Here is a 13,777-nt window from a genome sequence, read left to right on the forward strand (position 1 = left end):
CGCTCAAGAACAGCGCCTCATTCAAGGGCCTCTTCGCCAGCAAACTGGCTCCTACGGGAAGGGGTTGTGGGCAGGGAGCCCTAGCAGATCAGCCGTTTTTTGCACCGTCATTCACTCACAGGTAGCGCCATGAATTTCCAACTCAGCCAAGAACAAGAAATGCTGGTGGACGCGGTTCGCAGTTTCGTCAGCAAGGAGTTGCTGCCCCACGAGGAGGCGGTGGATCGTGCCGATGAGGTCAGTGCCGACCTCGCTGGGGAAATCCGCAGCAAGGCCATCGCCGCCGGCTTCTATGCCTTCAACATGCCCGAGGAGGTCGGTGGCGGTGGCCTCGACTACCTGTCCCAGGCGTTGATCGAACGTGAGCTGGCCAAGTGTTCCTGGGCCTTGCACGTGTTCGTTGCCCGGCCGTCGAAGATCCTCATGGCCTGCACCGGCTCGCAGATCGGCGACTACCTGTTGCCCTGCGTGCAGGGCAAGAAGACTGACTGCTTTGCCCTCACCGAACCCGGTGCCGGCTCCGATGCCAACGCGATCAAGACCCGCGCGGTGCGCAATGGCAGCGACTTCGTGCTCAACGGCAGCAAGCACTTCATCAGCCACGCCGGGCATGCGGACTTCGCCATCGTCTTTGCGGTCACCGGCACCTATGAGCACAACGGCCGCCAGCGTAACGAGGTGACCTCGTTCCTGGTGGACCGCAACACCCCGGGCCTGACCATTCGCCGCGGGCCCAAGTGTGTGAGCAACCGCGGCTACCACACCTTCGAGATGTTCTTTGACGACTGCCGGGTGCCGGCGTCCAAGGTGCTGGGGGAGGTGGGCAAGGGCTGGGAAGTGGCCAACGCCTGGCTCACCGCCGGGCGGGTGATGGTCGCGGCCAACTGCGTGGGCCAGGCGCAACGCGCCCTGGATGCATCCCTGCAATGGGCAGCGGACCGCAAGCAGTTCGGCCAGGCCATCGGCAGCTACCAGGGGGTGTCGTTCAAGTTGGCGGACATGGCCACGCAGATCCGCGCCGCCGAGCTGATGACCTTGCACACAGCGTGGAAGATGGACCAGGGCAGCATGACCGATGGCGAGGCCGGCATGGCCAAGCTGTTCGCCAGCGAGGTGTTGGGCAAGGTGGCCGACGAGGCGGTGCAGATCTACGGCGGCATGGGCCTGATGGATGAGGGGCCGGTGGAACGCATCTGGCGCAACGCGCGGATCGAGCGGATCTGGGAAGGCACTTCGGAGATCCAGCGGCACATCATTTCCCGTGAACTGCTGCGCCCGTTGATGCGCTGAGCCGCTTGGAGAACCTGTGTGATGTCCCAGAATCTTCGTGACAACCTCAAGCGTCTGCTCGCCCCCCGGCACCTGGCTTTCGTCGGTGGCCGCAGCATGGCCCGGGCCCTCAAGCGCTGTGCCGAGGGCGGTTTTGCGGGGCCGATGTGGCTGGTCAACCCGCAGTACCCGGAGCTCGATGGCGTACCGTGCGTGGCCAGTATCGAGCAGTTGCCCTGCGCCCCGGATGCGGTGTTCGTCGCCACCAATCGCGAGCTGACCCTGACCTGTGTTGCCGAGTTGGCGGCCAAGGGGGCGGGCGGGGCGATCTGCTACGCCTCGGGTTTCGCCGAGACCGGCGCCGAGGGCCAGGCCCTGCAACAACAGCTGCTCAAGGCCGCGGGTGACATGGCCTTGCTGGGTCCCAACTGCTACGGCCTGCTGGACTATCTGCACAGCGCCGCGCTGTGGCCGGTGGCCCATGGCGGGCAGTCGGTGGCGCGCGGCGTGGCGGTGCTGACCCAGAGCGGCAACTTTGCCTACAACCTGTCCATGAGCGATCGATCGCTGCCGGTGGCCTACATGGCTTCGGTGGGCAATCAGGCGCAGTTGGGCATCGCCGAACTGATGGACGTGCTGCTGGATGAGCCACGAGTGACGGCGATCGGCCTGCACCTGGAGGGCCTGAAGAACGTGCCGGGGTTTGCCCGGGCGGCGCACAAGGCCCTGGAAAAGGGCATTCCGATCATCGCTCTGAAAACCGGGGTGTCGCAGATCGGCGCCGAGCTGGCCTTGAGTCACACCAGTTCGCTGTCCGGTTCCGATGCCTTGTACGACGCGCTGTTCCAGCGCCTGGGAGTGATCCGGGTGAGTGGCCCGGTAAGTTTTGTCGAGACCTTGAAAGCCGCTTCATGCGGGCAGTTGCCAAGCGGCCCGCGACTGATCGCCCTGGCCTGTTCCGGTGGCGATGCCGGGTTGATCGCCGACTACGCCGAAGGCAACCGCCTGAGCCTGCCCAAGCTCGACGGCGGACAATGTGCCGAGTTGGCCGAGGTGTTGCCGGGGTACGCCAACCTGGTCAACCCGCTGGATTTCACCACTGCCATCTGGGGTGATGCCCTGGCCCTGCAACGCATGCTCGACACGGCCCTGCGCAGCGACGCCGATGCAGCGATGCTGGTGCTGGATTACCCGGCGCCATTTACCGGCGAGCGCAAGGAGTGCGACCTGCTGCTGGAGCTGTTCTGCGCAGCGCTGCAACGGCACGGCAAGCGCGGTTTTGTCACTTCGGCGTTTCCCGAGCTGCTGCCCGCCAGCGCCCGTGAACGCCTGCACGCCCACGGGATTCCGGCGTTGCAAGGGGTCGAGGACGGGCTGGCGGCCTGGGGCCGGATCTGCGCGTATCAGGCGCAGCGTCAAACGCTGCTGGCCCTGGGCGAGTCGGCCCTGGTGCCGCTGTGTCCACGGCCGCTGGAGGCGGGGCAATGGCTCGACGAGTGGCAGTCCAAGCAGGCCTTGCGCGGCTTCGGCCTGAACACCCCGGACGGGGTGTTGAGCACGCCCGCAGAGGCTTTGAGCGCGGCGGCCAGCGTGGGTTACCCGTTGGTGCTCAAGGCGGTCAGTGCACAACTGCCGCACAAGACCGAGGCCGGGGCCGTGGCCCTGAATCTCCAGGACCCGCCAGCCTTGAGCGCGGCCCTGCGCCTGATGCGGGCGCGGATCGCCGAGCACGCCCCCACGCTGGCTTTCGAGCAGGTGCTGCTGGAGCCCATGGCGGCAGCGCCGCTGGCGGAGCTGATTGTCGGTATCAAGCGCGAAAACGATTTCGGCCTGGCGCTGGTGATCGGTGCGGGCGGGGTGCTGGTGGAGTTGCTCAAGGACAGTCGCAGCCTGCTGTTGCCAACCACCGAGGGGGCAATTCGCCAGGCGTTGCTCAGCCTGCGCAGCGCACCCTTGTTGCAAGGTTTTCGCGGGCGTCCGTCGGCGGATATGCAAGCCCTGGTGGCGGCCATCGGCGCGGTAGCGGATTACGCCTGCGAAAATGTCGGGCAACTGCTGGAACTGGATGTGAACCCATTGTTGGTCGGTGCCAGCGGCACCGTCGCGGTCGATGCGTTGATTCGCCTCGGCCGGGCTGAAGGAGAACGACATGCATGATCAAACCTTGACCGGTGGCCAGGCCCTGGTGCGCCTGCTGGCCGGCTACGGCGTCGACACCGTATTCGGCATTCCCGGGGTGCACACCTTGGAGCTGTACCGCGGCCTGCCCGGCAGCGGCATCCGCCATGTGTTGACCCGGCATGAACAGGGCGCCGGGTTCATGGCCGACGGTTATGCCCGGGTCAGCGGCAAGCCCGGGGTGTGCTTCGTCATCAGCGGCCCGGGAGTGACCAATGTCGCCACGCCCATCGGCCAGGCCTATGCCGACTCGATCCCGCTGCTGGTGATTTCCAGCGTCAACCACAGTGCCAGCCTGGGCAAGGGGTGGGGCTCGCTGCACGAGACCCAGGACCAGCGCGCGATCACCGCGCCAATCACTGCGTTCTCGGCCCTGGCCCTGAGCCCGGAGGACCTGCCCGAGCTGGTCGCCCGGGCCTTTGCGGTGTTCGACAGCGAGCGCCCGCGGCCGGTGCATATCTCGGTGCCGCTGGATGTCCTGGCGGCGCCAGTGGCCTGGGACTGGACGACGCAGGTGCTGCGGCGCCCAGCCCGTGGTCCGGCAGCGGCGACGGATATCCAGCAGGCGGTGAGCAAGCTGCAGGCAGCCAAACGACCGATGATCATCGCCGGCGGTGGCGCCTTGCACGCAGCGCAGCAGTTGCGGGCCCTGAGCACCCGCCTGGGTGCGGTGTTCTTTAGCAGCGTCGCCGGCAAGGGCCTGCTGCCGGATGAAGTCCCCTTGAATGCCGGGGCAACCCTGTGTGTAGAGCCCGGCTGGCAACTGATCAGCCAGGCCGATGTGGTGCTGGCGGTGGGCACCGAGATGGCCGACACCGACTATTGGCGCGAGCGCCTGCCGCTCAACGGCGAGCTGCTGCGCCTGGACATCGACCCGCGCAAGTTCAATGACTTCTACCCTTGCGCGGTGGCCTTGCAGGGCGACGCCCGGGCGACCCTTGATGCCTTGCTGCAAGCCTTGCCGTCTCAACCGAGGGAGGCCGCGGCGGCGATCCATGCCGTAGCCGAACTGCGCAGGACGGTGCAGGGCGGGCAGGGGCCCTTGCAGCAGATCCATCAGCAGATCCTGCAGCGGGTGGCGGCGGAGTTGCCGGAACACGGCTTCATCAGCAGCGACATGACCCAGCTGGCTTACAGCGGTAATTACCTGTACCCGAGCGGTGCGCCCCGCAGCTGGCTGCACCCCACCGGCTACGGCACCCTCGGCTACGGACTGCCGGCGGCCATCGGTGCCAAGCTCGGTGCGCCCCAGCGTCCCGGGCTGGTGCTGGTGGGCGATGGCGGCTTTCTCTACACGGTGCAGGAGCTGGCCACGGCGGTGGAGGAGCTGGACAGCCCGCTGGTGGTCCTGCTGTGGAACAACGATGCCCTGGGGCAGATTCGCGACGACATGCTCGAGCTGAATATCGAGCCTATCGGCGTGCTGCCGCGCAACCCGGATTTTATCGCCCTGGCCCAGGCCTTCGGCTGCCCGGTCAGCCAGCCATCCAGCCTGGATGAGTTGCAACAGGCGCTGCGCAGCGGTTTTGCCCGTAACGGCGTGAGCCTGATCGAACTCAAGCACGCATGCGCGCGCTGATGCGTTTCAACCTTTTGCCAGGAGTCTCACCATGCGCTTTTCTCAGCTGACCCAACGTATTGCCGGTGACGGCGCCGCTGCCTGGGACATTCATTACCGCGCCCTGGCCAAGCGTGAACGGGGTGAAGAGGTCTGGTTGCTGTCGGTGGGCGATCCGGATTTCGACACCCCGCAGCCGGTGGTCCAGGCCGCCATCGACAGCCTGCGGGCCGGCCACACCCACTATGCCGACGTGCGCGGCAAACGGGCCTTGCGCGAGGCCATCGCCCGGCGTCATCAACAGCGCAGCGGCCAAGTCGTGAGTGGCGAGCAGGTGGTGGTGCTGGCCGGGGCCCAGTGCGCCTTGTACAGCGTTGCCCAGTGCCTGCTGGACCCGGGTGACGAGGTGATCGTGGCCGAGCCGATGTACGTCACCTATGAAGCGGTGTTCGGTGCTTGCAATGCCCAGGTGGTGCCGCTGCCGGTGCGCGCCGAAGATGGCTTTCGGGTGCAGCCCGAAGCGGTGGCCGCGCGTATCACCGGCAAGACCCGGGCGCTGGTGCTCAACAGTCCGCACAATCCCACCGGCGCGAGCATTCCGCGAGCCACGTGGGAGGCCCTGGCGGCGCTGTGCATCGAGCATGACCTGTGGCTGATCTGCGATGAGGTCTACAGCGAGCTGCTCTACGAGGGTGAACATGTCAGCCCGGCCAGTTTGCCGGGCATGGCCGAGCGCACTGCAACCCTGAATAGCCTGTCCAAGTCCCACGCCATGACCGGCTGGCGCCTGGGTTGGGTGGTGGCGCCAATGGCCCTGGCAGCGCACCTGGAAAACCTGGCTTTGTGCATGCTCTACGGTTCGCCGGAATTCATTCAGGACGCCGCCATCGTCGCCCTGGAGCAACCGTTGCCACAGCTGCGGGAAATGGCCGCTGCCTACCGCCAGCGCCGGGATCTGGTGTGCGACTGCCTGGCCGATTGTCCGGGGGCGAAGCCGTTGAAACCCGATGGCGGGATGTTCGTGATGGTGGATATTCGTGCCACCGGGCTCAGTGCCCAGGCCTTCGCTGAACACCTGCTGGAGCACCATGGGGTTTCGGTGTTGGCCGGAGAGGCCTTTGGCCCCAGTGCCGCCGGGCATATCCGCCTGGGCCTGGTGCTGGAACCCCTGGCACTGCGCGAAGCCTGCCAGCGAATTGCCCGCTGTGCCGGTGACTTGCTGGGGTAGTCGTCGCCGCTGCCACAACGGACGCCAGCTTGCGCCGCTCCAGCGACACTGGCGGTCCGTGGAGCTGTTGCCGCCTGTGGCAGCAGTGACAGAGGAAGGTGCCTATCGCTCCTGGGCACTTTCCAGGGGCGGGTCGAAGGCTACGAACAACTGGTCGGCGGTGATGCTGGCCAGGTCCAGGCGCATGTTGCTCTCCAGCAGGCTGAAGAGGCGGGTGAAGACCTCGAACACCTTGCAGTGGTCTTCCATGCCGGAAAACGGGTTGTCGATTTTCTCGGCGATCAGCGAGCTTTCCTGTACCGCGTCATAGACATCCCGCAGGGTGATCTGCGAGGCCGGGCGGGCCAGGGTCAGGCCGCCCTTGGGGCCGCGCCAAGAGGTCAGGATGTTGGCCTTGACCATCTGCGACACCAGGTTGCGTACCCGGGTCGGGTGAGTCTTGACCCACTTGGCGATGGTCTCGGTGCGCAGTTTCTGCGGCGCATTGGCGGCGACGAAGGAGAGGATGTAGGACGCGGTGATCAGGCGGGTCGACTGGCTCATGAGTGTCTGTAAGTCCCTTTGAAAAGTGGAGTATGACAGCCCTGGATCTGCCTGTTCAGGGGCTGCAATTTTTCGGTTGTACGAGGCTTAATGTATTTGTTACGGTGACAATTGCAAATAAAAACAACTGCACCCAGCCGCAACATTTTCTCTGCTTTTCATCAGGGGCAATGCCATGAGCGATAACAACAACAAGATTCCTCAAGCGATGCACGATGTCTTCCTCCCGCGTCGGGACTTCCTCAAATACAGTGCAACCGCGGCAGCGGTGGCAGGGGCCTTCAGCCTGGGCTTGCCACTGGGCGCCCTGGCCGCCGAGCCCATCCCCAAGGCCGGTGGCGTGCTGCGTATGGGCTTGGCGGGAGGCAGCACCACCGATTCCCTGGACCCCGGTTCCTGGAGCGACACCTTCACCTTTGTCGGCTTCTCGGCGGTGTACAACACCCTGAGCGAGATCGCCGTCGACGGTACGGCGATTCCCGAGCTGGCGGAGCACTGGGAGTCGAGTCCCGATGCACGGATCTGGACCTTCAAGCTGCGCCCCGGGGTGACCTTCCATAACGGCAAGTCGCTGACCGCCGAGGATGTGGTGGTCTCGATCCAGCACCACCTTGGCGAGCAGTCGACCTCAGCCGCCAAGACCGTGCTCGGCGACGTTGCCAAGGTGCGCGCCGAGGGCAGCGACAGCGTGGTGTTCGAACTGCATTCGGGCAACGCCGATTTCGCCTATGTAGTGGCCGACTATCACCTGGTGATCATGCCTGCCAAGGATGGCCTCGCCGACTGGCGCTCCGGTGTCGGCACCGGTGGTTACCGCCTGACCTCATTCGACCCCGGGGTGCGCATGCAACTGGAGCGCAGTGCGGACTACTGGAAAGCCGGACGTGCGCATTTTGCCTCGGCCGAGCTGCTGGCCATCAGTGACGGCACAGCCCGGATCAACGCCCTGGTCACCGGGCAGGTGGACGTGATCAACAAGGTCGACCTGAAGACCGTGGGCCTGCTCAAGCGCAACCCGAACCTGGTGATCGAGGAAACCAAGGGCGCCCAGCACTACACCTTTGCGATGCTCTGCGACAGCCAGCCGTTCCAGAACAACGACATTCGCCTGGCGCTGAAGTACGCCATCGACCGCAATGCGCTGCTGGCCTCGGTGCTGCATGGCTACGGCCTGGTGGGCAATGACCACCCGATCCAGCCCGGCAGTCGCTTTATCAATAGCGCTCTGGAGCAACGCAGCTACGATCCGGACAAGGCGCGTTTCCACCTGCGCCAGGCCGGGGTCGAATCGCTCAAGGTGCGCCTGCAGGCGTCGGACGCGGCCTACAGTGGCGCGGTGGACGCTTCGGTGCTGTTCAAGGAACAGGCGCGCCAGGCCGGGATCGACATCGACGTGGTGCGCGAGCCGGCCGACGGCTTCTTCTCCAACGTGTGGATGAAACAACCCTTCACCACCTCCTTCTGGTACAGCAGCCTGACCGCCGACCGCATGTTCAGCATCGGCTACGCCAAGGGCGCGGCGTGGAATGAAACCCACTGGGACAACCCACGCTTCAACCAACTGCTCAATGCGGCCCGGGGCGAGATGAACGATCCGCTGCGGCGTGAGATGTACAACGAAATGCAGGGCCTGTGTCGCGATGACGGTGGCGCCATCGTGCCGCTGTTTGCCAGCTCGGTGGCGGCCCGTTCGAAGCGGGTGACCCATGGCGGCGTCACCGCGCCCTACGGCGAACTCGACGGCTTGCGCTTGATCGAGCGCTGGTGGCAGGCCTGAGGGCCGGGCTGACCGGGTTCGCGGTGGCGGGGCTGCCCGCCACACCATCTGCATTGAAGGAGTGAGTCGGTGAAGAGTCTGCGCAATCTGCTGCTGCAGCGGTTGGCCCTGGGCCTGTTTTCGCTGTTTGCGGTATCCGTGATCATTTTTCTCGCGGTCAGTCTGCTGCCCGGGGACATTGCCCAAGCCATGCTTGGCCAGTCGGCGACCCCGCAAACCGTGGCCGCCTTTCGCACGCAACTGGGGCTGGACCAGGCGCCGCTGGTGCGCTTCGGCCACTGGCTCTGGCAACTGCTGCACGGTGACCTGGGGCTGTCCCTGGCCAACCAGCGGCCCATCGCCGAACTGGTGGCGGCGCGCCTGGGCAACACCTTCAGCCTGGCGGCGCTGGCGGCCCTGGTCTCGGTGCCCATTGCCCTGGGGCTGGGCATGCTGGCGGCGCTGTACCGCAACAGCCGTTTCGATCGGCTGTTGAATACCGCAGCCCTGAGCGCGGTATCGTTTCCGGAGTTCTTTGTCGCCTACATCCTGATCCTGGTGTTCTCGGTCAAGCTCGGCTGGCTGCCGAGCCTGTCCAACCTGCCGCCGGAGGCGTCCCTGGGCACAGTGCTGGAGCGCTCGGTGCTGCCGGTGGCAACCCTGAGCCTGGTGGTGATTGCGCAGATGATGCGCATGACCCGCGCCGCGCTGATCAACCTGCTGGCCAGCCCCTACATCGAGATGGCCCGGCTCAAGGGCCTGCGTCCGTCGCGGATCATCCTGCGCCATGCCTTGCCCAATGCCCTGGCGCCCATCGTCAACGTGGTGGCGCTGAACCTGGCTTACCTGGTGGTGGGCGTGGTGGTGGTCGAAGTGGTGTTCGTCTACCCCGGGCTCGGCCAACTGCTGGTGGACTCGGTGGCCAAGCGCGACATCCCGGTGGTCCAGGCCTGCAGCCTGATCTTTGCCGCCACTTACATCCTGCTCAACACCAGTGCCGATGTGCTGTCGATTGCCAGCAACCCGCGCCTGATGCATCCCAAGGGGTAGTCCATGAGTCTGTTCAAGTCCTTGCTGCGGGCGCCATTGAGTGCGCGCTTCGGCCTGTTGGTGATCCTGCTGTACATCCTGGTCGCGCTGTTCGCACCGGTGCTGGCGCCTTACGGTGAAACCCAGGTGGTGGGCGAGGGTTTTGCGCCCTGGAGCAGCCAGTTCCTGCTGGGCACCGACAACCTCGGGCGCGACCTGTTCAGCCGCCTGGTCTATGGCGCCCGCAACACCTTGGGCATCGCGTTCCTGACCACGCTGCTGGCCTTTGTACTGGGCGGCCTCGGTGGCCTGGTTGCCGCGTTGCGCGGTGGCTGGATCGACCAGGGCCTGTCGCGGTTGGTGGACATCCTGATGGCTATCCCGCAGCTGATTTTCGCCCTGTTGATTCTCAGTGTGGTGGGCACCAACGCCACCTCCCTGGTGCTGGTGATTGCGCTGCTGGATGCCACCCGGGTATTTCGCCTGGCCCGGGCGGTGGCGATGAACATCGTGGTCCTGGACTTTGTCGAGGCCGCGCGCCTGCGTGGGGAAGGGCTGTGGTGGCTGGTGACGCGCGAGGTGCTGCCCAATGCCGCGGCGCCGCTGATCGCCGAGTTCGGCCTGCGCTTCTGTTTTGTCTTTCTGTTCATCAGTGCCTTGTCGTTCCTCGGCCTGGGCATCCAGCCGCCCACCGCCGACTGGGGCAGCATGGTGCGCGACAACGCGGTGCTGATCACGTTCGGCGACTTTAGTCCGTTGCTGCCGGCCCTGGCAGTGGCGCTGATCACCGTCAGTGTGAATTTCGTCGTCGACTGGGTACTGCATCAGTCCAGCGGACTCAAGGAGTGCTGAACATGCCCGAGACTCAGGCAACACCATTGCTGGAGATCCGCGACCTGCGCATCGAAGGCCATTACCAGGACGCCTGGCATCCACTGATCAAGGGCCTCGACCTGAGCTTGCAGCGCGGCGAAGTGCTTGGGCTGATCGGCGAGTCGGGGGCCGGCAAGTCGACCCTGGGCCTGGCTGCCATGGGGTATGTGCGCGATGGCTGTCGCTTCAGCGGTGGCTCGGTGCGCTTTGATGGCATCGAACTGCTGCAGGCCACGCCGGAGGCCTTGCGCCAGCTGCGGGGCTTGCGCATCGCCTATGTCGCACAAAGCGCGGCGGCGTCGTTCAACCCGGCTCATCGGCTGATCGACCAGCATGTGGAAAGCGCGGTGATCAACGGTGGTATCAGCCGGGCCCAGGCCGAAGCCGAGGCGGTGGAACTGTACCGGGTGCTGCGCCTGCCGGACCCGGAGCAGATCGGCCAGCGTTACCCGCACCAGGTGTCCGGTGGGCAGTTGCAACGGGTGATGACCGCCATGGCCATGGCCTGCCATCCGGACCTGATTATCTTCGATGAGCCCACCACCGCCCTCGACGTCACCACCCAGATCGAAGTGCTGGCGGCGATCCGCGACGCGGTCAAGATCTATGGCAGCGCCGCGCTGTACATCAGCCATGACCTGGCAGTGGTGGCCCAGATGGCCGATCGGATCATGGTCCTGCGCCACGGCCAGTTGGTGGAGCAGGCGCCGACCCGGCGCATGCTCAGCGACCCGCAGCAGGCATACACCCAGTCGTTGTGGGCGGTGCGCAGCTTCCGCACCGAAGCCAAGCCGGAACCGGCCCGGGCACGCCCGCTGCTGGAGTTGCGCAACGTCTGCGCGGCCTATGGGCGGCAACCGGTGCTGGAGGACGTTTCACTGAGCCTGCATGCTGGCCAGACCTTGGCCGTGATCGGCGAATCCGGCAGTGGCAAAAGCACCACCGCGCGGGTCATCAGCGGCTTGTTGCCGCCCGGTTCCGGGCAGTTGCTGTACGACGGTCAGGCCTTGCCTCTGGACTACCGGCAGCGCAGCAAGGAGCAATTGCGGCGGATCCAGATGATCTACCAGATCCCCGACACCGCGCTCAATCCGCGCCAGCGCATCGTCGATATCCTCGGTCGGCCGCTGAGCTTCTACCTCGGGCTCAAGGGCGCGGCGCTGCGTGCCAGGGTCGGCGAATTGCTGGAGATGATGGAACTGGACCCGGCGACGTACATGGAGCGTCAGCCCCGCGAGCTGTCCGGTGGGCAGAAGCAGCGCATTTGCATCGCCCGGGCCCTGGCCGCCGAGCCGCAACTGATCATCTGCGATGAGGTGACGTCGGCTCTCGACCAACTGGTGGCCGAGGGCGTGCTCAAGCTCCTGGACCGTATCCAGCGGCAACTGGGGGTGGCTTATCTGTTCATCACCCACGACGTGGCTACCGTACGCGCCATTGCCGATCAGGTGCTGGTGATGCAGCGTGGTCGCGTGGTCGACCAGGGCAGCCGCAGCCGGATCTTCACCCCGCCTTACCAGGACTACACCGGATTACTGTTTTCGTCCGAGCCGCAAATGGACCCCGACTGGCTCGACCAGTTACTGGCCCGTCGCGGCGCACCTTGCCCCTTGCAATCTGTTTGAGGAATGTTCATGAACGTGTTGATCGTCCACGCCCACCCCGAGCCGCAATCCTTCACTGCCGCCTTGCGCGACCAGGCCGTTACCACCCTCGAAGCCCTGGGGCATCAGGTACAGGTCAGTGACTTGTACGCGATGAACTGGAACCCGGTGGCCAGCGCCGAGGACTTTGCTGCCCGGGATAACCCTGACTACCTGGTGTATGCCCTGGAGCAACGCCTGGGGGTGAAGAACGGCAGCATCGCCGCGGACATCCAGGGCGAGCTGGACAAGCTGTTGTGGGCCGACCTGCTGATCCTGAATTTCCCGGTGTTCTGGTTCTCGGTGCCCGCCATGCTCAAGGGCTGGATCGACCGGGTGCTGGTGTCCGGGGTGTGTTACGGCGGCAAGCGCTTCTATGACCAGGGCGGCCTGGCGGGTAAAAAGGCCCTGGTGACCCTGACCCTCGGCGGGCGTGAACACATGTTCGGTGAAGGGGCGATTCATGGGCCGCTGGAGGACCTGCTGCGGCCGTTGCTGCGGGGGACGCTGGCGTATGTCGGGTGTGAGGTGCTGGAGCCGTTCGTGGCCTGGCATGTGCCCTATATCAGCCAGGAGGCCCGGGAGGAATTCTTGCGCAGTTATCAGCGGCGTCTGCAGCACCTGGCGGATGATCAACCGCTGGTGTTCCCGCGCCTGGAACAGTTCGATGAGGCGTTGTATCCACGGCCTGCTTGAGCTGCACGGATGAGTCTGGCGGGTCTTCGGAGTGCTTTCATCAGCAAGCCCCACGCTGATGTCTATAGGAGCTGGCTTGCCGGCGAAAGGCGCCTCAAGCCTGGTACTGCGCTCGCCGGTGCCTGCGTCGGCAAGCCAGCTCCTACAAAAAGTCAGCTGGGGGTAGCGCCTTAGAATCTCAAGGTGACGCCGGTGGTCAGCCAGCGATCACGTGCCTCGGTCAGATGCTGGCCGACAATCAGGTCCAGGTCCAGGTGCTGGCCTACGTGAAGACGGGGGCCGGCCTGCCAGGCCTGTTCGCCACCCCGCTGGCCGTAGCGTTCGGCAATCAGGGTCAGGCTCTGTGCCAGGTCATATTCGACGCCCGTGCCCCAGGTCCAGCGGTGGTTCTGCTCACCGTCGTCGTAGGCATGGGCCCAGCCGGCATTGACGTTCAGCCGCAGGCTCTGGCTGGGACTGAAGGTCAGGGGCAGGCTCAGGTCGCCGCCGTCAAAACTGTGGTTGCGGTTCAGCGCCCAGTGCGCGGAGCCGGCCAGGGCCAGTTGCAGGCCGAGGTCTTCGCGGTCCAGCAAGGCGAGTTTGATCTGCGGGCTGAGTTGCGTTTCGCCCTGGCCATCGGCCTGCTGGCGCTGTACGGCAGCCCCCAGCTGGACCCAGGGCAACTGGCTGAAGGTACAGGCCGGAGCAATCACGCTGTTGTGATTCGAACGCTGGTGCCGGGTGCTCTGGTACCAGACATCGACATTGCATTCCCCAGGGGCATTGATCGCACCGTCATCCACCACGTAGGCGCCACCGGCGGCCTGGGCCTTGGAGCACAGCGCCAGGGTCGCGGTAGCACCGGCGGTGAGGGCGAGGAACAGCAGGTTGCGTTTGAGCATGCGGCTTTTCGCAGCAGGCAGGGAGTGGCCCCAGGAGGTGGAACGTGAGGAGCGATGTGGCGTGTGCTTGGACATGGCGGATCTCGTTCTGTGTGGGGCGCCGGCTCGGTGGGTTATGGGCCG

Annotated in this window: 11 protein-coding genes; 9 read left to right on the forward strand and 2 right to left on the reverse strand. The window is 65.4% G+C overall.

Features of this window, described 5'->3' with window-relative positions; translation table 11 throughout:
* Positions 1–129: 129 nt before the first annotated feature.
* From GV819_RS11570 to GV819_RS11585, 4 genes are read left to right on the forward strand one after another with little or no spacing between them, the layout of a single operon-like run.
* The gene (locus GV819_RS11570; protein WP_161756214.1) at positions 130–1,290 is read left to right on the forward strand and encodes an acyl-CoA dehydrogenase family protein; all 1,161 of its coding nucleotides are present in this window, start codon (positions 130–132) and stop codon (positions 1,288–1,290) included.
* Between the two features lie 21 nt (positions 1,291–1,311).
* Positions 1,312–3,426, forward strand: a complete 2,115-nt coding sequence (locus GV819_RS11575; protein WP_161756215.1) for an acetate--CoA ligase family protein — start codon at positions 1,312–1,314, stop codon at positions 3,424–3,426.
* On the forward strand, positions 3,419–5,026 hold the full coding sequence (locus tag GV819_RS11580) for a 5-guanidino-2-oxopentanoate decarboxylase (protein ID WP_161756216.1): 1,608 nt from the start codon (positions 3,419–3,421) through the stop codon (positions 5,024–5,026). Before GV819_RS11575 ends, GV819_RS11580 begins: the two co-directional genes overlap by 8 nt.
* 31 nt (positions 5,027–5,057) lie before the next feature.
* Complete coding sequence (locus tag GV819_RS11585; protein WP_161756217.1) at positions 5,058–6,233, forward strand: pyridoxal phosphate-dependent aminotransferase; 1,176 nt, start codon at positions 5,058–5,060, stop codon at positions 6,231–6,233.
* 102 nt (positions 6,234–6,335) lie between these two features.
* On the opposite strand, the gene GV819_RS11590 is transcribed toward GV819_RS11585, so the two are convergent.
* A complete protein-coding gene (locus tag GV819_RS11590; RefSeq protein WP_161756218.1) occupies positions 6,336–6,776 on the reverse strand; it encodes an Rrf2 family transcriptional regulator in 441 nt (146 codons plus the stop codon).
* 175 nt (positions 6,777–6,951) lie between these two features.
* Here GV819_RS11590 and GV819_RS11595 point away from each other — a divergent pair, with 175 nt between their 5' ends.
* The 5 genes from GV819_RS11595 (at position 6,952) to GV819_RS11615 (ending at position 12,773) form a co-directional block, all read left to right on the forward strand.
* Positions 6,952–8,553 carry an ABC transporter substrate-binding protein gene (locus tag GV819_RS11595; RefSeq protein WP_161756219.1) on the forward strand — a complete coding sequence of 534 codons (1,602 nt, stop codon included), beginning with the start codon at positions 6,952–6,954 and terminating at the stop codon, positions 8,551–8,553.
* A gap of 69 nt (positions 8,554–8,622) precedes the next feature.
* On the forward strand, positions 8,623–9,582 hold the full coding sequence (locus GV819_RS11600; RefSeq protein ID WP_161756220.1) for an ABC transporter permease: 960 nt from the start codon (positions 8,623–8,625) through the stop codon (positions 9,580–9,582).
* Between the two features lie 3 nt (positions 9,583–9,585).
* On the forward strand, positions 9,586–10,413 hold the full coding sequence (locus GV819_RS11605) for an ABC transporter permease (RefSeq protein ID WP_161756221.1): 828 nt from the start codon (positions 9,586–9,588) through the stop codon (positions 10,411–10,413).
* 2 nt (positions 10,414–10,415) lie between these two features.
* Complete coding sequence (locus GV819_RS11610; RefSeq protein ID WP_161756222.1) at positions 10,416–12,059, forward strand: ABC transporter ATP-binding protein; 1,644 nt, start codon at positions 10,416–10,418, stop codon at positions 12,057–12,059.
* Positions 12,060–12,068: 9 nt separating this feature from the next.
* Complete coding sequence (locus tag GV819_RS11615; RefSeq protein ID WP_161756223.1) at positions 12,069–12,773, forward strand: NAD(P)H-dependent oxidoreductase; 705 nt, start codon at positions 12,069–12,071, stop codon at positions 12,771–12,773.
* A 170-nt stretch (positions 12,774–12,943) separates the two neighbouring features.
* Here GV819_RS11615 and GV819_RS11620 read toward each other — a convergent pair whose 3' ends face one another.
* On the reverse strand, positions 12,944–13,729 hold the full coding sequence (locus tag GV819_RS11620; protein WP_161756224.1) for a hypothetical protein: 786 nt from the start codon (positions 13,727–13,729) through the stop codon (positions 12,944–12,946).
* Between the last annotated feature and the right edge of the window lie 48 nt (positions 13,730–13,777).

The sequence above is a fragment of the Pseudomonas sp. Fl5BN2 genome (genome assembly GCF_009908205.1).
GTDB lineage: Bacteria > Pseudomonadota > Gammaproteobacteria > Pseudomonadales > Pseudomonadaceae > Aquipseudomonas.

What these genes read in the sequence shown, in the direction of transcription:
- GV819_RS11570 (WP_161756214.1), top strand. Translation starts at nt 130, where the DNA reads ATGAATTTCCAACTCAGCCAAGAACAAGAAATGCTGGTGGACGCGGTT.
- GV819_RS11575 (WP_161756215.1), top strand. Translation starts at nt 1,312, where the DNA reads ATGTCCCAGAATCTTCGTGACAACCTCAAGCGTCTGCTCGCCCCCCGG.
- GV819_RS11580 (WP_161756216.1), top strand. Translation starts at nt 3,419, where the DNA reads ATGCATGATCAAACCTTGACCGGTGGCCAGGCCCTGGTGCGCCTGCTG.
- GV819_RS11585 (WP_161756217.1), top strand. Translation starts at nt 5,058, where the DNA reads ATGCGCTTTTCTCAGCTGACCCAACGTATTGCCGGTGACGGCGCCGCT.
- GV819_RS11590 (WP_161756218.1), bottom strand. Translation starts at nt 6,776, where the DNA reads ATGAGCCAGTCGACCCGCCTGATCACCGCGTCCTACATCCTCTCCTTC.
- GV819_RS11595 (WP_161756219.1), top strand. Translation starts at nt 6,952, where the DNA reads ATGAGCGATAACAACAACAAGATTCCTCAAGCGATGCACGATGTCTTC.
- GV819_RS11605 (WP_161756221.1), top strand. Translation starts at nt 9,586, where the DNA reads ATGAGTCTGTTCAAGTCCTTGCTGCGGGCGCCATTGAGTGCGCGCTTC.
- GV819_RS11610 (WP_161756222.1), top strand. Translation starts at nt 10,416, where the DNA reads ATGCCCGAGACTCAGGCAACACCATTGCTGGAGATCCGCGACCTGCGC.
- GV819_RS11615 (WP_161756223.1), top strand. Translation starts at nt 12,069, where the DNA reads ATGAACGTGTTGATCGTCCACGCCCACCCCGAGCCGCAATCCTTCACT.
- GV819_RS11620 (WP_161756224.1), bottom strand. Translation starts at nt 13,729, where the DNA reads ATGTCCAAGCACACGCCACATCGCTCCTCACGTTCCACCTCCTGGGGC.